Source organism: Streptomonospora wellingtoniae (genome assembly GCF_031845375.1).
Lineage (GTDB): Bacteria > Actinomycetota > Actinomycetes > Streptosporangiales > Streptosporangiaceae > Streptomonospora > Streptomonospora wellingtoniae.
The window spans coordinates 352,949-371,249 of the sequence record NZ_JAVREK010000002.1; the positions used below are offsets into that span (position 1 = coordinate 352,949).

The 18,301-nt window shown below is 73.3% G+C and carries 15 protein-coding genes; all 15 read left to right on the plus strand.

The genetic code is table 11. The features are described 5' to 3' along the window. Positions 1-45: 45 nt before the first annotated feature. Positions 46-1,626, plus strand: a complete 1,581-nt coding sequence (locus RM446_RS03365; RefSeq protein ID WP_311543624.1) for a UDP-N-acetylmuramoyl-L-alanyl-D-glutamate--2,6-diaminopimelate ligase — start codon at positions 46-48, stop codon at positions 1,624-1,626. A 365-nt stretch (positions 1,627-1,991) separates the two neighbouring features. Continuing rightward, a complete protein-coding gene (locus tag RM446_RS03370; RefSeq protein WP_311543565.1) occupies positions 1,992-3,446 on the plus strand; it encodes a UDP-N-acetylmuramoyl-tripeptide--D-alanyl-D-alanine ligase in 1,455 nt (484 codons plus the stop codon). Then, a complete protein-coding gene (gene mraY / locus RM446_RS03375; RefSeq protein WP_311543566.1) occupies positions 3,443-4,498 on the plus strand; it encodes a phospho-N-acetylmuramoyl-pentapeptide-transferase in 1,056 nt (351 codons plus the stop codon). Before RM446_RS03370 ends, mraY begins: the two co-directional genes overlap by 4 nt. Continuing rightward, on the plus strand, positions 4,495-5,946 hold the full coding sequence (gene murD, locus RM446_RS03380) for a UDP-N-acetylmuramoyl-L-alanine--D-glutamate ligase (protein ID WP_311543567.1): 1,452 nt from the start codon (positions 4,495-4,497) through the stop codon (positions 5,944-5,946). Before mraY ends, murD begins: the two co-directional genes overlap by 4 nt. 156 nt (positions 5,947-6,102) lie before the next feature. Further along, positions 6,103-7,473 (plus strand): putative lipid II flippase FtsW, encoded by a 1,371-nt coding sequence (ftsW, locus tag RM446_RS03385; RefSeq protein ID WP_311543568.1) that lies wholly within the window; start codon positions 6,103-6,105, stop codon positions 7,471-7,473. After that, positions 7,470-8,636 carry an undecaprenyldiphospho-muramoylpentapeptide beta-N-acetylglucosaminyltransferase gene (gene murG, locus RM446_RS03390; protein ID WP_311543569.1) on the plus strand — a complete coding sequence of 389 codons (1,167 nt, stop codon included), beginning with the start codon at positions 7,470-7,472 and terminating at the stop codon, positions 8,634-8,636. Before ftsW ends, murG begins: the two co-directional genes overlap by 4 nt. After that, positions 8,633-10,066 (plus strand): UDP-N-acetylmuramate--L-alanine ligase, encoded by a 1,434-nt coding sequence (gene murC / locus RM446_RS03395; RefSeq protein WP_311543570.1) that lies wholly within the window; start codon positions 8,633-8,635, stop codon positions 10,064-10,066. The genes murG and murC overlap by 4 nt, the downstream gene beginning before the upstream one ends. 42 nt (positions 10,067-10,108) lie before the next feature. Next, positions 10,109-10,855, plus strand: a complete 747-nt coding sequence (locus tag RM446_RS03400; protein ID WP_311543571.1) for a cell division protein FtsQ/DivIB — start codon at positions 10,109-10,111, stop codon at positions 10,853-10,855. Positions 10,856-11,300: 445 nt separating this feature from the next. After that, entirely contained in the window at positions 11,301-12,782 is a 1,482-nt protein-coding gene (gene ftsZ, locus RM446_RS03405) for a cell division protein FtsZ (RefSeq protein ID WP_311543572.1), read from the plus strand. 109 nt (positions 12,783-12,891) lie between these two features. Next, positions 12,892-13,617 carry a peptidoglycan editing factor PgeF gene (gene pgeF, locus RM446_RS03410; protein ID WP_311543573.1) on the plus strand — a complete coding sequence of 242 codons (726 nt, stop codon included), beginning with the start codon at positions 12,892-12,894 and terminating at the stop codon, positions 13,615-13,617. Next, on the plus strand, positions 13,614-14,378 hold the full coding sequence (locus RM446_RS03415; protein WP_311543574.1) for a YggS family pyridoxal phosphate-dependent enzyme: 765 nt from the start codon (positions 13,614-13,616) through the stop codon (positions 14,376-14,378). The genes pgeF and RM446_RS03415 overlap by 4 nt, the downstream gene beginning before the upstream one ends. Before the next feature lie 121 nt (positions 14,379-14,499). After that, the gene (locus RM446_RS03420) at positions 14,500-15,027 is read left to right on the plus strand and encodes a cell division protein SepF (protein WP_311543575.1); all 528 of its coding nucleotides are present in this window, start codon (positions 14,500-14,502) and stop codon (positions 15,025-15,027) included. 39 nt (positions 15,028-15,066) lie between these two features. Further along, the gene (locus tag RM446_RS03425; RefSeq protein ID WP_311543576.1) at positions 15,067-15,360 is read left to right on the plus strand and encodes a YggT family protein; all 294 of its coding nucleotides are present in this window, start codon (positions 15,067-15,069) and stop codon (positions 15,358-15,360) included. A gap of 129 nt (positions 15,361-15,489) precedes the next feature. Continuing rightward, positions 15,490-16,428 (plus strand): DivIVA domain-containing protein, encoded by a 939-nt coding sequence (locus RM446_RS03430; RefSeq protein ID WP_311543577.1) that lies wholly within the window; start codon positions 15,490-15,492, stop codon positions 16,426-16,428. A gap of 101 nt (positions 16,429-16,529) precedes the next feature. Continuing rightward, positions 16,530-18,299, plus strand: a complete 1,770-nt coding sequence (locus RM446_RS03435; RefSeq protein WP_311543578.1) for a hypothetical protein — start codon at positions 16,530-16,532, stop codon at positions 18,297-18,299. Positions 18,300-18,301: the final 2 nt, after the last annotated feature.

The following is an 18,301-nucleotide window of genomic DNA, read 5'->3' on the forward strand; positions in this document are numbered from 1 at the left end:
CCCGTCGACGCCCACAGCCGATAACCTCTCGACGTGCCACCGGTAATGCGACCCGACCAGACCCAGCCCCGCCCGCTGTCCGAGCTCGCCCGGCTGCTGGGCAGCGAGGCGTTCGTCACGTGTGTCGAGCCCTCCGAGGCCGACTCGGGCGGCCCGAACGGGGCGGACGACGACCCCGGCGCCACCGCGATCAGCGGCATCACGCACGACTCGCGCGCCGTGCGCCCCGGCGACCTCTACGCCGCGCTGCCCGGCAGCCGCGCCCACGGCGCCGACTTCGCCGCCCAGGCCGCGCAGTCGGGCGCGGCGGCGGTGTTGACCGACCCCGCCGGCTACGATCGGGCCGCCGCCACGCGGCTGCCCGTCGTCACGGTCACCGACCCGCGCGCCGAGCTGGGGCGCGTCGCTTCGTGGGTCTACGGCGCACCCGGCGACGACCTGCTGCTCATCGGTACGACCGGCACCAGCGGCAAGACCACGGTCACCTACCTGGTGGAGTCGGGGCTGCGCAGCGCCGGCATGACCACGGGGCTGATCGGCACGGTCGAGATGCGCGTCGGCGGCCGCCGCGTCGCCTCGTCGCTGACCACCCCCGAAGCCACCGACCTGCACGGCCTCTTCGCGCGCATGCGCGAGGAGGGCGTCGCGGCCGCGGCGATGGAGGTCTCCAGCCACGCGCTGGCCCTGGGCCGGGTCGGCGGGGCCCGCTACGACGTCGCCGTCTTCACCAACCTCTCCCAGGACCACCTGGACTTCCACAGCGACCTGCGCGACTACTTCGACGCCAAGGCGCGGCTGTTCACGCCCGAGCACTGCCGCATCGCGGTGGTCAACAGCGACGACCGCTTCGGCCGGGTCCTCATCGACCAGGTGCGGGTGCGCGGCGCCGTGCCGGTGACGACCTTCTCCACCGAAGGCGACCTCGACGCCGACTGGCGCGCCGAGGACGTCGACCTCGGACCTCTCGGCAGCACATTCCGCATCGCCGGCCCCGGCGGCATGCGCGCAGACGCCTCGGTGGCGCTGCCCGGCGCCTTCAACGTCTCCAACGCCCTGGCCGCGGTCGTGGGACTGGTCGAGGCGGGTGTCCCGCTGCACAGCGCCATCGAGGGCGTGGCCGAGGCACCCGGCGTACCGGGCCGCATGGAGCGCGTCGACGGCGGCCAGGACTTCACCGCCGTCGTGGACTACTCGCACAAGCCGGGCGCGATCGAGGCCGTGCTGAGCGCACTGCGCGGCGTCGCCGAGGGGCGGGTGACCATGGTCGTGGGCTGCGGCGGCGACCGCGACCGCGCCAAGCGCCCGCTGATGGGCGAGGCCGCCGCCCGCCTCGCCGACGCCCTGGTCGTCACCGACGACAACCCGCGCACCGAGGACCCCGTCGCGATCGTCTCCGCCATGCTCGACGGGGTCGCCAAGGTACCCCGGGACCAGCGCGCCCGCATCACCGTCGAGCCCGACCGCGCCGAGGCCATCGACCTGGCGGTACGCCGAGCGGGCACCGGAGACGTCGTAGTGGTGGCCGGCAAGGGCCACGAGACCGGCCAGTACGTCGCCGGCGAGGTTCTGCCCTTCGACGACCGCGACGTGCTGCTGGCCGCGCTGCGGCGGCGCGCCGCCCACTGAACGAAGGGGGCGCACCACGTACGGACGAGCGAGCAAACACAGGCGCAGGCAGGTCGTGCGCCTCAAGCCGGCGTCCCGCCGCACCGGGCGGGGCGCCGGCCCCGCGGCACGCCCGACCCCGGGCGCCGCGGCGGCCGCGCCGGGGAGCCCGTGGACACGGGGCCTCGACGGGCCGGGCTACTCCGGTCTGCGCACAACGCGGGCAATCAAATGTTCTAAGGTAGGTCCGGCAATCGCAGCCCGGCCCGCGGCGTATCCTCGCCGCCCCAGGGTCGACGGATCGCGCCATCCCCTGTAACCGCGCCGTCGCCCTGTTCGAGGCGCCTTTCGGCGCAAATGGGCCTGGCCAGACATGAGGAGTGGATTTGATCGCGCTGACGCTCGATCGGATCGCTGAGATCACCCAATCCCGAATAAGCGGACCGGCGCGTCCCACGGACGTCGTGTTCGGGCCCGTCGTCATCGACTCCCGGCGTGCCGAACCAGGTTCGCTCTTCGTCGCCCTCGGCGGCGAACAGGTCGACGGGCACGACTTCGCCCGGTCTGCTGTCGCCGCGGGTGCCGCGGCGGTCCTGGGATCCCGGCCGGTCGCGGCGCCGCAGTTGCTCACCGACGGAGGCGACGAGGAGGTGATTGCGGCCCTGGGCCGTCTGGCCAGGGCCGTGGCCGGCGAGCTGACCGGAGCGGACATCGTCGGGATAACCGGCTCCTCCGGCAAGACCACCACCAAGGACCTGATGTCCCAGGTCCTGGACGGTCTGGGTCCCACCGTCGCGCCGGCGGGCTCCTACAACAACGAGATCGGCCATCCGCTGACCGTGCTGCGCGCCGACGCCGACACCCGCTTCGTCGTGCTGGAGGTCGCCGCCCGCGGCATGGGCCACATCGCCCACCTGTGCGGCATCGCGCCGCCGCGCATCGGCGTGGTCCTCAACGTCGGCAGCGCCCACGTCGGCGAGTTCGGCAGCCGCGAGGCCATCGCCCGCGCCAAGGGCGAGCTCGTCGAGGCGCTGCCCTCGGCAGCCGACGGCGGCGTCGCAGTGCTCAACGCCGACGACGACGCCGTGATCGCCATGGCCGAGCGCACCGCCGCCCGCGTCGTCTCCTACGGCCTGGCCCCCGGTGCCCACGTGCGCGCCGAAAGCGTCGAGCTCGACGCCGCCGGACGTGCGGGATTCACCCTGCTCGTCGGCGAGCGCTCGGCCCCGGTCCGCCTCGCGCTGGTCGGCGCCCACCAGGTGCACAACGCGCTGGCCGTGGCGGCCGTGGCGGCCGAGGCGGGCATGGAGCCCGACGCCATCGCCGCCGCGCTGTCGCAGGCCGGCCCGGTGAGCCGCTGGCGCATGGAGGTCACGGAGGCGCCCGGCGGCGTCACCGTCGTCAACGACGCCTACAACGCCAACCCCGAGTCCGTCGCCGCGGCGCTGAGCACGCTGGAGGCGTTCGGCGGGCAGGGGGGGCGCCGCACGCACGCTGTGCTGGGCGTCATGGCCGAGCTGGGCGAGACGTCCGACGCCGAGCACCGCGGTGCCGGCGCCCTGGCCGCCCGCAGCGGAGTGCGCACGCTCGTGGTGGTCGGCGACGACGCCGCGCCCATGGCCGAGGGGGCCGCCGCCGAGCCCGGGTGGGACGGAGAGGTGCTGCGGGTCCGCGACGCCGGCGAGGCGGTCGCGGCCCTGCGCGCGCGATTGCGGCAGGAAGACGTCGTCATGGTGAAGGGATCGCGCGTGGCAGGGCTGGAGAAGGTCGCCGAGCAGCTGGCGGAAGGCGGCGTGCCCGCCGCGCAGGCCGGCGGGACGTCCGGGGAGGCCGCCAAGTGACCGGCATTCTTGTCGCGGCGGGCCTGTCGCTGCTCGTCTCTCTGCTGATCATGCCGCTGGTCATCCGGGTCTTGTTCCGGTTCAAGTTCGGCCAGGAGGTCCGCGACGACGGACCCGAGGGGCACAAGACCAAGCAGGGCACGCCCACGATGGGCGGCATCGTCATCATCGTCGGCGCCATCATCGGCTACTTCGCATCGCACCTGGTGCTGATGACGCGGCCCACCGTCTCCGGGCTGCTGGTGATGTTCCTGTTCGTGGGAATGGGAGCCGTCGGCTTCCTCGACGACTTCATCAAGATCTACAAGCGCCGCAGCCTGGGCCTGCGCAGCGGCGCCAAGATGCTGGGCCAGACGATCGTGGGCGTCGGGTTCGCCGTCGGCGTCACCCAGTTCCCCAACGGCTACGGTTACACGCCGGCCTCGCCGCAGCTGTCGTTCCTGCGCGACTTCGGGCCGCCGCTGCTGCTGGTCGTGTTCGTGGCCTGGGCGCTGTTCCTCATCGTGGGCTTCTCCAACGCCGTCAACCTCACCGACGGGCTGGACGGCCTGGCCACCGGCGCCATGATCCTGTCGCTGGTCGCCTACGTGATCATCGGCAACTGGCAGCTGCGCCAGAGCTGCGTGGCCTACCTGGCGCCCAGCTGCTACCCGGTGCGCGACCCGCTTGACCTGGCGGTGGTGGCCGCGGCCTGCCTGGGCGGCTGCATCGGCTTCCTCTGGTACAACGCGCCGCCCGCCAAGATCTTCATGGGCGACACCGGGTCGCTGGCCCTGGGCGGGCTCATCGTGGGCCTGGCCATCACCACCCGCACCCAGCTGCTGCTGCTGGTCATCGGCGGCCTGTTCGTGCTCATCACGCTGTCGGTCATGGTGCAGATCAGCTCGTTCCGGCTCACCGGCAAACGCATATTCCGGATGGCGCCGCTGCAGCACCACTTCGAGCTCAAAGGCTGGGCCGAAACCACGATCGTCATCCGCTTCTGGATCATCCAAGGGCTGCTGGTGGGCGTGGGAATCGGCCTGTTCTACCTGGAATGGATGCCCCGATGACCCCCACCGGCGGCCCGTCGCGCACGGACGCCCCGGCCGACCCCGGCTTCGCCGCCGCCCTCCGGGAGCGGGCGGTGTGCGTGGCCGGGCTGGGGGTCTCCGGGCCTCCGGTGGTCCGCGCCCTGCTGGCCCGCGGCGCGCGGGTGAGCGTCGTCGACGCCCGCGAGGACGAGGGGACCCTCGGCCTCGCCCGGGAGTTGCGCGCCGAAGGAGCCCGCGTGCTGCTGGGCGGGCACGCCCTGCCTCCCGAAACGGACCTGGTGGTCACCTCGCCCGGCTGGCGCCCCGACGCGCCGCTGCTGGCGCAGGCCGCCGCCGGGGGGGTCGAGATCGTGGGCGACGTGGAACTGGCGTGGCGATTGCGCCCGGCGGGGCAGCGGTGGCTGGCCATCACCGGCACCAACGGCAAGACCACCACAGTGCGCATGCTGGAGGCCATGCTGCGCGCCGACGGCCGCGACGCACTGGCCGTGGGCAACGTCGGCACCCCGATCATGGAGGCCGCGCTGCCCGGCGGCTCCCGTCCCGCGCCCGAGTTGCTGGCGGTGGAGCTGTCCAGTTTCCAGCTGCACTGGTCGGCGACGCTGGCTCCGCACGCGGCCGCGGTGCTCAACGTGGCGCCCGACCACCTCGACTGGCACGGCGGCCTGGAGGCATACGCCGCCGCCAAGGGCCGCATCTACGCTCGCGGGACCCTGCGGGTGGCCAACGCCGACGACGCGTGGTCGGCGCACCTGGCCCGGACCTGCGGCGACCCCGCCGCCCCGCTGTACGGCTTCACCCTGGCCACGCCGCGCGCAGGCCAGATCGGCGTCGTCGAGGACCTGCTGGTCGACCGGGCCTTCGCGGCCGACCCCCGCGGAGGCGCCGTGGAGCTCGCCTCGCTCGCCGACGTCGTGCCCGCGGCACCGCACAACGTCGCCAACGCCCTGGCCGCGGCCGCGCTCGCCCGATCCGCGGGCGCGGCGCCGGAGTCCGTGCGCGCGGGGCTGGCCGCATTCGCGCCGGAGCCGCACCGCATGGCACAGCTGGGCTCGGTGGGCGGCGTGGACTACGTCGACGACTCCAAGGCCACCAACCCGCACGCGGCCGCCGCCGCTCTCGCCTCGTTCGCGTCGGTGGTGTGGGTGGCCGGCGGGCTGCTCAAGGGGGCCGAGGTCGAGGACCTGGTGCGCGAGGCGGCGCCGCGGCTGCGCGCCGCGGTGCTGCTGGGCCGCGACCGCGACCGGCTGCGCGCGGCTCTGGCCCGCCACGCCCCCGACACCGCGGTCGTCGAGGTCGAGACCGCCGGCGAAGGCGCGATGGAGGAGGCCGTGCGAGCCGCGGCCGGCCTGGCCCGCCCCGGCGACACGGTCCTGCTCGCCCCCGCCGCCGCATCCATGGACATGTTCACCGACTACAAGGAGCGCGGCCGCCGCTTCGCCGCGGCCGTGGCGGCGCGCGGCTGACCCGGTCCCCGCCGGCGTCCCGGGGGGCCGCCGGGACGCGCCGGGCTCCCGACGAGCGGCGAAGCACCCGACACGCGCGTTATGTCCGGGGCTTCGGGCCGCTGGACCGCCAGACTTGGTCGACGCTGCGAGAACTGCGTCGGGCGGAGGTCGCCAATGGCGGTATCGACATCGGTCCCCTCGGCCAAGCGGGCCGAGGGCGGCCCGCGGCGGGCCGGGGGCGGTGCGCGCGCGTGGCTGCGCGACCTGCCTTCGATCCTCGACCGCCCGCTGACCTCCTACTACCTGCTGGCCGGTACGACCGCGATGCTGACGGCCCTTGGCCTGACCATGGTGCTGTCGTCCTCCATGGTCGACTCCTACACCGAGACCGGATCGGCCTTCTCCCTGTTCCAGAAGCAGGCCATGGCGGCCGCCGCCGGCCTGCCGCTGATGGTGCTGGCCTCGCATCTGCCGGTGAGCGTGTTCCGGGCCGTGGGCTACCCGGCCCTGCTGGTGTCGATCGCGCTGCTGCTGATCACCGCCTTCCGCGGCGACGCCTACGGCAGCGGCGCGGTGCGCTGGCTGGAGATCGGCGGGTTGACCATCCAGGCTTCGGAGCCCGCCAAGCTCGCCTTCGCGCTGTGGGGGGCGAACGTGCTCGCCCGCAAGGAGGAGCTCAAGCAGCTGGGCGACTGGCGGCAGCTGCTGATGCCGCTGCTGCCCGGCTGCGGGATCCTGGTCGTGCTCGTGCTCGTCGGCACCGACCTGGGTACCTCGTTCGTGCTGCTGGCGACCTTCCTGGCACTGCTGTGGGTGGTCGGCGCGCCCGGCAGGCTGTTCCTGGCGATGATCGGCATGGTGGTCTCGCTGGTCTCGATCATGGTCGCCGTCCAGCCCTTCCGCCTCGCGCGGGTCACCTCCTTCCTGAACCCGCAGAGCGATCCCACCGACGCCAACTTCCAACTGCTGCACGGCCTCTACGCGCTGGGCACCGGGGGCGTCTTCGGCGTGGGCATCGGCCAGAGCCGGGAGAAGTGGGGGTTCCTACCCCACCCCGAGAGCGACTTCATCTTCGCGATCATCGGCGAGGAGATGGGCCTGATCGGCACCCTCGTCGTCGTCGGACTGTTCGGCGTTCTGGGCTACGCTGGTCTGCGCGTGGCGGCACGCGCCGGCGACCCGTTCACCCGGCTGGCCGCCACCGCGATCACCGCCTGGGTCACCATCCAGGCGATGGTGAACATCGGCACGGTCATCGGTGTCATGCCGATCACGGGGATCCCGCTGCCGCTGGTATCGGCCGGCGGGTCCGCGCTCATCCCGACCATGGTCGCGCTGGGCATCCTGCTGGCGTTAGCCAAGTCCGAGCCGGAGGCGCGGGCGGCCCTGGCGGCACGCGGTCCCAGCCGGGTGCAAAGGGCTCTAGGCTGGCTGGGCCTGGACTTCACGGCTACGGGCGCCGCCCCGAAGCGCCCCGCCGCGGGCCGGGCCGACAACCGACCGCGCTCGACGCAGGTGCAAGCGAGGAGGAATCGGCGACGATGAGGGTAGCCCTCGCCGGAGGCGGCACGGCCGGGCATATCGAGCCCGCGCTCTCCCTGGCCGATGCGCTCATGCGCATCGACCCGCAGACCCGGATCATGTGTCTGGGCACCGAACGAGGACTCGAGACCCGCCTCGTCCCCATGCGGGGCTACGAACTGGGCACCATCCCGGCCGTCCCCCTGCCGCGCCGGCTCACCCCCAAGCTCCTCACCGTCCCCGGCAAGCTCGCCAGCGCCATCGGCGCCGCCGGCAGCCACCTCGCGCGCCTCGAAGCCGACGTGCTGGTGGGCTTCGGTGGCTACGTCGCCACCCCCGGCTACCTGGCCGCCCGTCGGCGCCGCATCCCCGTCGTCATCCACGAGGCAAACCCCCTGCCGGGCCTGGCCAACCGCCTCGGCGCCCGGATGACCAGCCACGTCTACACCGGCCACCCGCACAGCGACATCCGAAACGGCCGCTACATCGGAATCCCGCTGCGCGAGCAGGTCTCCTCGCTGGACCGGCTGGCCACGGGCGACAAGGCCCGCGCGCACTTCGGGCTGCGCCCGGAGCTGCCCACGCTGCTGATCTTCGGCGGGTCCCAGGGCGCGCAGTCGGTCAACGAAGCCGCCTTCGCCGCAGCCGACCGGTTCGCCGCGGCCGGTGTGCAGGTGCTGCACGTCGTGGGCCCCAACAACGCCGACGAGCCCGAGGACCGCACCCGCGACAGCGTGCCCTACGTGGTCGTGCCCTACGTCGACCGGATGGACCTCGCCTACGCCGCCGCCGACGTCGCGATGTGCCGCTCGGGCGCGCTGACCTGCGCCGAGCTGACCGCTGTGGGCCTGCCGGGCGCGTTCGTCCCGCTGCCCATCGGCAACGGCGAGCAGCGCCTCAACGCCGAGCCCATCGTCGAGGCCGGCGGCGGGCTGCTCGTGGAGAACGGCGACCTGGGACCCGGCTGGATCGCCGACAACCTCATCCCGCTGCTCACCGACACCGACCGGGTCGTGGCGATGTCGGAGGCCGCCTCGCGCATGGGCCGCCGCGACGCCGACATGGAGCTCGCCCGCGAGGTTCTGGCGATCGCCCGCGGCGAACGCGGCGACCCCGAGCCCGAGGTAGACGAATCCGAGATCATCGTCGACGAGTCGTTCGCCGACGACGGGAAGGACACGCGGTGAGCCTCGTACCGCCCGCAGAGCCCGTGCCCGTGGACAAGCTGGGCCGGGTCCACTTCATCGGCATCGGCGGCGTCGGCATGTCGGGCATCGCCCGGGTACTGCTCCAGCTGGGGGTCGAGGTCACCGGAAGCGACGCCAAGGACGGCCCGCTGCTGCACGAGCTGGCGGCCCTCGGCGCGACCACCCGTGTCGGGCACGACGCCGCCAACGTCGGAACCGCCGACACGGTCGTGGTCACCTCCGCTGTGCGCGAGGACAACCCCGAGCTCGCCGAGGCGCGCGGGCGCGGCCTGCGGGTCGTCCCGCGCGCGGCCGCGCTGGGGTCGCTGCTGCTGGGGCGGCGCGGCGTTGCCGTTGCCGGCACCCACGGCAAGACCACCACCACCTCGATGCTCACCGTCGTCCTCCAGCACGCCGGCGCCGACCCCGGCTACGTGATCGGCGGTGCGCTGGTCGACACCGGGACCGGAGCCGACGCCGGCGCCGGGGAGACCGTGGTCGCCGAGGCCGACGAGAGCGACGGCTCGTTCCTGATGCTCTCGCCCGAGATCGCCGTGGTCACCAACGTCGAGGCCGACCACCTCGACAACTACGGCGGCCTGGACGAGATCCACGCCAACTTCGCTGCCTTCGCCGAGCGCGTCGCCGACACCCTGGTCGTGGGCGCCGACGACCCCGGCGCCCGCCGCGTCGCCGCGATCGCCCGGGACCTGGGCAAGCGGGTGGTCACCTACGGCGAGTCGACCGACTGCGACTACCGGGTGGCCGGAGTCTCGGCCGACGGCTTCCGCACCTCCTTCACTCTGAGCGTGCCCGGCGGCGAGCCGCTGCGCGCCGAGCTGGCGGTGCCCGGTCGGCACAACGTGCTCAACGCCGCCGCCGCGGTGGCGGCCGCCGCCGTACTGGGCCACGACCCCGAGGTGGCCGTCGCCGGGCTGGCCGGATTCACCGGCGCCGCTCGGCGCTTCGAGCTCAAGGGCGAGGCCGGCGGTGTCGCGGTCTACGACAGCTACGCCCACCACCCCACCGAGATCGAGGCCGACCTGCACGCGGCCCGCGCCGCGCTGGACACCCGGGCCGGCGACGCACCGCCCGGCCGGGTCGTGGCGGTCTTCCAACCCCACCTGTACAGTCGCACGCGGATCTTCGCCGACGAGTTCGCCGCGGCCCTGTCGCTGGCCGACGAGGTCGTGGTCCTGGCGGTCTACGCCGCGCGGGAGGATCCCGAGCCCGGTGTCAGCTCCGAGCTGATCACCCGGGGGATCACCCGCGGCGTCGCCTACGAGCCCGACCGCGCCGATGCGGTGGCCCGCGCGGCGGCCGCCGCCCAGCCCGGCGACATCGTGCTGACCATGGGCGCGGGCGACGTGACCGAGTTGGGGCCGCGGATCGTCGAGGCGCTCGCGGCGCTGGAACAGGTCGGCGACTAGGCGCGCACCCGCGCGCATCGGGGTGAAAGGCGGCGAGAGCAGGTGAGCGCGACCATCGGGCACACCGCCGCAGGCCGCGACACGCCCGCCGAGTCCGCCGGCCGCCGCCGCTCGGACCCCTGGAAGGTCGCCTTCGTCGTGCTCCTGATCGTCGCGGTGCTGACGGTGGTCACCTGGGTACTCCTCGGGTCGCGGCTGCTGGTGGTGCGCGACGTCGAGGTCAGCGGCACCTCCCGGCTCGACCCCGAGCGCGTGGCGGCCGCCGTCGATGTGGCGACGGGGACCCCGCTGGCGCGGGTCGACACCGACGCGGCCCGGCTCCGCGCCGAGGACCTTCGGCTGGTGGAGTCGGCCGAGGTCGGCCGCGGCTGGCCGGCCACGCTGCGGGTGGAGGTCGTCGAGCGGACCCCGGTGCTGGCCATGCGCGCCGGCGACGGGTTCCGGCTGATCGACGGCGACGGGGTGCGCATCGCCGACACCGACAAGCGGCCCGACAACTACCCGCTGATCAGCGTCTCCGGTGAGCCCGAGGGCAGTCCCGCCGTGGCTGCCGCCGCCTCCGTGCTCGCCCGGGTGCCGGCGGCGGTCGGGGGGCGCATCGACAGTGTCGACGCGGCCGACCGGTCGGCCATCGAACTGAGCTTGGAGAGCGGTGCCACCGTCTCCTGGGGCACCGCCGAGCGCGCCGAGCGCAAGAGTACGGTCCTGACCGTGCTGCTCAACGAGCACCCGCCCGGTCCAGACCGGCACTACGACGTCAGCGCACCGGACATGGCCGTCGTCGAATGAGGCCCGCGACGAGGCCGGGCGGCGGGGGAGCGGCGCGGCTCCGACGGCGCTGCGAATCGCCCCAGATCAGGCATACATTCCAGACGCGACGCGCCGGGAACGGACATCGCCGCCCCGGGCGACACGCCGTTAGGCTGCACTCGTGGTTAGTTGCCCGCAGGCAGGCAGCGGCTTACTGTCGGGAAGCAATACCGTTGGTTGACATAAGTGTGGATCTGAGACTTTAGGGCGGTTACGGCGGGAGCACCCGGAGGAGGGGGAACCGCCCGGCTGCGAGCCCGAAGCCCTGGATGGGAACCCGACCGGCCCCGCGCCGGTCAGAGGGGTCCCAGTGGAGAGACTGTAGAACCGGACAGCCGATCGGTCCGTTCGCCGCCGCAGGACGGCAGGTTCTGCTGCGGCGGGACGGCGCGATTGGCCGAAGCGAGCGGAAAGGCCCCTCGTCGTGGCAGCACCGCAGAATTACCTCGCGGTCATCAAGGTCGTCGGAATCGGCGGCGGCGGCGTGAACGCCGTCAACCGGATGATCGAAGAGGGACTCAAGGGCGTCGAGTTCATCGCCATCAACACCGACGCTCAGGCGCTGCTTATGAGCGATGCCGACGTCAAACTCGACGTCGGACGCGAACTCACCCGCGGGCTCGGCGCGGGCGCCAACCCCGACGTCGGGCGCAAGGCGGCCGAGGACCACCGCGAGGAGATCGAAGAGGTCCTCAAGGGGGCCGACATGGTCTTCGTCACGGCGGGGGAGGGCGGCGGCACCGGCACCGGCGGCGCTCCGGTCGTCGCCGACATCGCGCGCTCGCTCGGCGCATTGACCATCGGCGTGGTCACCCGCCCGTTCGGCTTCGAGGGCAAGCGCCGCGCCACCCAGGCCGAGGCCGGCATCGCGATGCTGCGCGACGAGGTCGACACGCTCATCGTCATCCCCAACGACCGCCTGCTCTCCATCTCCGACCGCCAGGTCAGCGTGCTCGACGCGTTCAAGGCGGCCGACCAGGTGCTGCTCTCCGGTGTGCAGGGAATCACCGACCTGATAACCACACCGGGCCTGATCAACCTCGACTTCGCCGATGTCAAGTCGGTGATGCAGGGCGCGGGCTCGGCGTTGATGGGCATCGGCTCGGCACGCGGCGACGACCGCGCTGTGGCGGCGGCGGAGATGGCGATATCCTCGCCCCTGCTGGAAGCCAGCATCGACGGCGCGCACGGCGTACTGCTGTCGATCCAGGGCGGCTCCGACCTCGGACTGTTCGAGATCAACGAGGCCGCCCAACTGGTGGCCAACTCCGCCGCCCCCGAGGCGAACATCATCTTCGGTGCGGTCATCGACGACGCGCTGGGCGACGAGGTGCGTGTCACCGTTATAGCGGCCGGCTTCGACGAGGCGCGCAACGAGTCGGCCTCGCCGCCGCAGAGAGCCGACGCGCCGCCACCGGAGACACCCGTCCGCGAGCAGACGGCGGCTCCGGCCGCCGATCCGCGCCCGGCCGTGCGTCCGGTCGCCGAGGAGCGCCCGCAGTCGCACGCCGAGCCCGCACCGGCGCGCGAGTCGGCCCGCGAGCCCGCGCGGGAGCCGGTCCGCGAGGACTCCCTGCGGGCCGAGGCCCCCGCGGAGCCCGAGCCCGCGCGCGCCCAGGAGGCCCGCGACGCCGCCGAGCGCCGCGAGCCCGAGCAGGTGGGCGCCCGTGAGCAGCGGGAAGAGGCCGAGCGCCGCGAACCCGACCCGGAGGCCGAGGAGTCCGAGGCCGAGGAGGACGGCCGGGCGCGCGGCATGCACGCCGTGGGCGATCCCGACTACGGCGAGGTGCGCGGCACCGGAACCGACGGCGCGTTCCCGCGTTCGGGCGAGAACGTGCCCACGCCGCGGCGCCGGGTGGTCTTCGACGACCCCGACGACCTCGACGTGCCCGATTTCCTGAAGTAGCGCGCCGATCGCGGCGCCTGAGCGTACCGGTGGCGGGGCCTTCCGCCGCCGGTACGCTTCTTTGCGTCCCCTGGACGACTGCCGAGGAGCGGGAGGAACCGCGCACACGATGAGTGCCGTGATCGAGCTGGGACCGGGAGTGCAGGCCGCGTTCACCCGGCGCTACGACGGCGGGGTCAGTTCCGCGCCGTTCGACAGCCTCAACCTCGGCCACGGGGTGGACGACGCCCCCGCGGCCGTAGCGGAGAACCGCCGTACGGCCGCGAAGGACCTCGGGTTCGCCGCCGAGCGCGTGGTGTGGATGGACCAGGTACACAGCGCCGACGTGGCCGTGGCCACCGAGCCGGGAACCGCCGGGCGCGTCGACGCCGTCGTCTCCGACCGGCCCGACCTGGTGCTGGCCGCGCTTGCCGCCGACTGCCTGCTGGTGCTGGCCGCCGACGCTGAGGCGGGCGTCGTCGGCGCCGCGCACTCCGGCCGTCTCGGCACGCAGGCGGGCGTGGCGCCGGCGATGATCGCGCGGATGGCGCTGCTGGGCGCCGACCCCGCCCGCATCGCCGCCGTCCTCGGCCCGGCCATCTGCGGCCGGTGCTACGAGGTCGGCCCGCAGGTGCAGGCCGAGATGGCGCGCCGCGTACCCGAGGCGGCGAGCCGCACCCGCGAGGGCACGGAGGGCATCGACATGCGCGCCGCCGTCACCGCCCAACTACGCGCGGCCGATGTCGGCCATATCACCTCCGACGACCGCTGCACCCTGGAGAGCCCTGAGCTCTTCTCGCACCGAGGCGGCGCTCCGACCGGCCGTTTCGCCGGTTTCGTGTGGAGGCGGCCGTGAGCGCCCGCGACGCGGTGGGAGCCGGTGAGGCGGACCCCGGCAGGGGCTCGCGCCGCCGCGAGCGGATCCGCGCGAACCTCGCCGAGCTGCGCGAGCGCGTCGACGCCGCCTGCGCGGCGGCGGGCCGCAGTCCCGACGACGTGACGATCATCGCGGTGACCAAGACGTTCCCCGCCTCCGACGTGCGCATCCTCGCCGAGCTCGGCGTCGCCGACGTCGGTGAGAACCGCGACCAGGAGGCCGCGCCCAAGGCGGCCGAATGCGCCGACCTGGGGCTGAGCTGGCACTTCGTCGGACAGCTGCAGACCAACAAGGCGCGTTCGGTGGCCCGCTACGCCCACATGGTCCACTCGCTCGACCGCCCCCGGCTGGCGGCCGCGCTGGGTGCGCGGGCCCGGACCGAGGGGCGCGAAGTGGGCTGCCTGGTCCAAATCGACCTCGACCCCGCCTCCGAGGCAGGAGCGCTGGGACCGCGCGGCGGCGCCGACCCGCGCGACGCGCTGGCCGTGGCCGACGCCGTCGCGGCCGAGGAGGGTCTCGCGCTGGCCGGAGTCATGGCGGTGGCGCCTCGCGGGGGCGACCCCGAGGAGGCCTTCGCCCGGCTGAATGCGGTCGCCGCCGAGGTCCGGGATCGCTACCCTCGGGCGAAGGCGGTTTCCGCGGGCATGAGCGCTGACCTGGAGGCGGCCGTCGCCCGGGGTGCGACACACCTGCGGGTGGGAACGGCGTTGCTCGACGATCGGGGCCCGAACGTGGGGTAATGTCCCCACATGGACATTGGCGCCCAACTGCCGAGTTCGCCCGCGTGGCGGACTCGGGCCCGTCCCGACATGGACTGAGTCATCTGCGGTGCCGCACCACAGGGACGACGGAGGACAAGAGATGGCCGGCGCGATGCGCAAGATGGCGGTCTACCTCGGCCTCGTGGAGGACGACCGCTACGATCACCGCTATGCGGACGAATACGATGACTTCGACGACTTCGACGAAGGCGTCGAGGGCCGGCGCGACCGGGATCTCGTTCACCATGGCGGCGACCGCCGAGCCGACTCCGTGACGGATGCGGACGACTACCCCATGTCTCCTGCCGACAGGCGCACACCGACTCACACCACCCCCGCTACGGCGGACCTTGCGCGCATCACTACGCTGCATCCCCGGACCTACAACGAGGCGCGTACCATCGGAGAGTACTTCCGAGAAGGTGTACCGGTGATCATGAACCTGACCGAGATGGTCGACAGCGACGCCAAGCGTCTGGTCGACTTCGCGGCGGGCCTGATCTTCGGCCTTCACGGCAGTATCGACCGCGTGACCACAAAGGTGTTCTTGTTGTCCCCGGCTAATGTTGAGGTGACTGCTGAAGACAAAGCACGCATCGCCGAGCGAGGGTTCTTCAACCAGAGTTAGATCATCACTGATGTCCAGAGATTGGGTCGGGGAACGGCCGTGAGTATCGTCCAGTCCGTCATCATCGTCTTGCTGAACGTGTTCATGCTGGTGCTGATCGGACGGCTTGTCTTCGAGCTCGTACAGGCGTTCGCCCGGTCGTGGCGACCGAGCGGGTTCCTGCTGGTACTCGCGGAGATCGTCTACACCGTCACCGACCCGCCCCTGCGGTTCCTGCGTCGGTTCATCCCGCCCATTCGCCTGGGGGGAGTGGCGCTGGATCTGAGCTTCACCGTCCTCTTCCTCTTCGTGGTGATCCTTCTCCAGATCGTAAGTTCGATCTCGTTCATCTAGAAGGTCACAGATGTCGGAAAGGCAAGCCCTGGTTTCGATATGTGGCCTTGGTCATGATCTGGATTGCCGTAAGGTCACGATCAGGTAGCGTCCCTACGGACACAGTCCAAGCGCGCCAAGGAGACGAACATGCCGCTGACACCCGCGGATGTGCGGAACAAGCAGTTCAGTACCACCCGGCTCCGGCCGGGCTACGACGAGGAAGAGGTCGATGCGTTCCTCGATGAGGTCGAGACCGAGCTCGACCGCCTGATCCAGGAGAACGAGGAGTTGCGCGGCAAGCTGGCCGAGTGCCTGCGGGGCAAGGTGCCCAACGCCGGCATGCAGGACTTCCAGCAGCAGCAGCCGCAGGAGCAGCAGCTCGCACCCGAGCCGCAGCAGCCCGAGCCGGCCGCCCGCCAGGAGCCGCCGCAGCCGCCGCAGCCCCAGCAGCCGCAACCCCAGCCGCAGCAGCCGCTTGAGCAGCAGATCCCGGCGATGGCCGCCAACATGGGCCTGCCCGGCTCTGAAGAGAACATGGACACCGCCGCCCGGGTCCTGGCTCTGGCGCAGCAGACCGCCGACCAGGCGATCTCCGACGCGCGACGCGAGGCCGACGAGACCCTCGGCCGCGCCCGCCACGAGGCCGACGACATCCTCGGCAAGGCCCGCCGCCAGGCCGAGCAGATCGTCAACGAGGCCCGCGCCCGCTCCGAGAACCTCGACCGCGACGCCCAGGAGCGCCACCGCCAGGTGATGGGCTCCCTCGTGCAGCAGCGGGAGGAGCTGGAGCACAAGGTCGCCGAGCTCAAGGACTTCGAGCGCGAGTACCGCAGCCGCCTCAAGGACTACTTCGAGCGCCAGCTGCGCGAGCTCGCCGAGGGGGCCAACGAGCCCAACTCCGGCCAGCAGCAGAACCCGAACACCACGGGCGGATTCCAGACGATGGCGCCCACCGGCGGGAACCCGGGCATGCCGCCCGGCGGCGGTCCGGCCAACGGAGCGCCCTCCGGCAATCCCTTCGCCCAGCCCGAGCCCGCCCAGCACGGCGGCTACCACCCCGGCGAGGCTCCGCACGAGCGGCGGTGAACCGCCGGACTCCCGGCGCGCGAACGACAGCGGCGGCGACCGGACTGTGCCGTGGCGCCGCAGCGCACAACAGAACCCTTGAGTGAAGGCTCTCCTATTCCGTGTTCATCCTCAGTCTCGCCACCTTGGTGGCGGCTCTGGCGGTCATCGCCTTCGGTGTGGTGTTCGCCGAGACGACGCTGGTCTACATCGCCCTCGCATTGGGCGTCCTCGGTGCGGTTCTGCTCGTCGCCGAGGCGGTGAGATCACGCGAGCAACTGGGTCTGGGCGCCGGAAAGGCAGCGGCCGCCGGCGACGGCGGCGCGCAGCGGCAGTGGGCACGGACGGACGGTTTGGGGAAGGCGTCCGTCCTCGCCCCGGCCCTGTCGGGTGCGACGGCGGGATCCGCCGCGCAGCACAGCGGTACCACCGAGGGAGAGCGGGGCCCGGATCCCGCCGCTCAGCCGGCGCGGCAAGACAATCCTGCACAGGGTGCACCACCGGTTGCCCCCTACGGCGGCTACGCGCCGCCGCACGGTCTCGGTGCGACGCCCCCCGGCCCTTCGCCGGAGGAGCCCGCCGAGCAGGCCGGACGCCCCGAGCCCTCCATCCGCCCCGAGCCGGTGGAGAGCGCGGAGGGCCTCCGATCGCAGCGGCCGGTCCGGCCGCGCATCAACCGTCTTCCCAGTGGGCCCGACGAGGGCGCGGTCGCCCCGGGCGCCGCAGAGCCGTCCGGCGGCTCCGGGCACGGGGCCGCCCCAGAGCAGGCGCACGCCGGGTCGCCCCCGGCGGAACGGGCCGCTCGGGACGTCGCCGACCCCGTGCCGCCCGAGCCCGCCTCCGACGCTGGGACGGCCGAGGAGACCGCGCACCCCGCGCCCGTCGGCGACGCCGAGGAAGGTCCCGGCGCCGGGCAGGAGGAGTCGGCGCCCGCGGAGCCGGCGCGCACGGCCGAGTCCGAACCGCCCGCGGGCGCCCCGTCGCCGGAACCGTCGGCCGCGGAGAGCGCGCCCGCCGACGAGTCCGACCGCGACCTCTCGTTCAGCGCCTTCGTCAGCGGCCTGCTGCCGGAGCGGGGACAGGCGGCGGACCACGACTCCGGGACGGCGCCGGAAGCGGCCGCGGAGCAGGAGCCGGACACCGAGCACGCTCCCGCCGAGGACCGCGCAACCGCGGACCGGCCCGCAGATGCCGCGGACGATGCAGCGGTACCCGGGGCGGCCGACGCGGCGACGCCCGCCGAGGGCGGGCCCGGGGAGGACACGCCGACCGCGGACTTCGCGGCGCAGTCCGACGCCGCCGCCGGGAACGACTCCGCCGCAGGGTCGGACGGGGCCGGCGCCGACGTGCCGGACCCCGAGCGGGACTCCGCTCGGGAACCTGCGGCCGAGGGCTCCGAAGACTCCGAGGAGCCCATCACCGCGCCCATCGACCTGCGGGCGATCATGGCAGCTGAGAGCGCTGCCGCGTCTTCGGAGGCCTCCGGCGACGGCGCGAGCGCCGCCGTGCCCGAAGCCCAGGAGAGCGCCGCCGTGCCGGAAGGTGCTCGGGAACCCGAGCAGGAGTCCGCCGCCGAAGCCGTCGAGGCGGCTGAGACACCCGACGAGACGACCGATGTCTTCCAACGGTCGGGCGAGCAGGAGCGCGGCGGACGGGCGGACGGCCCGGATGCCGCCGGAACCGCCGACGCCGCCGAGGACGCGGCCGATGCGGAGGACGCCGCCGAGCAGCGGGCCGAAGGCGAAACCGCCCCCGCCCCCGAGCCGGAGCCCCGGGAGCCGTCCGGCGCCGAACCCGGGCACTCCGCGGATCCCGCGCCGGAGTCCGACGAGCCCGGCCCGGACGAGACGGTGGTCCTCCGCCGCGAACCCGCCGGCGAAGACCGCCACTGACA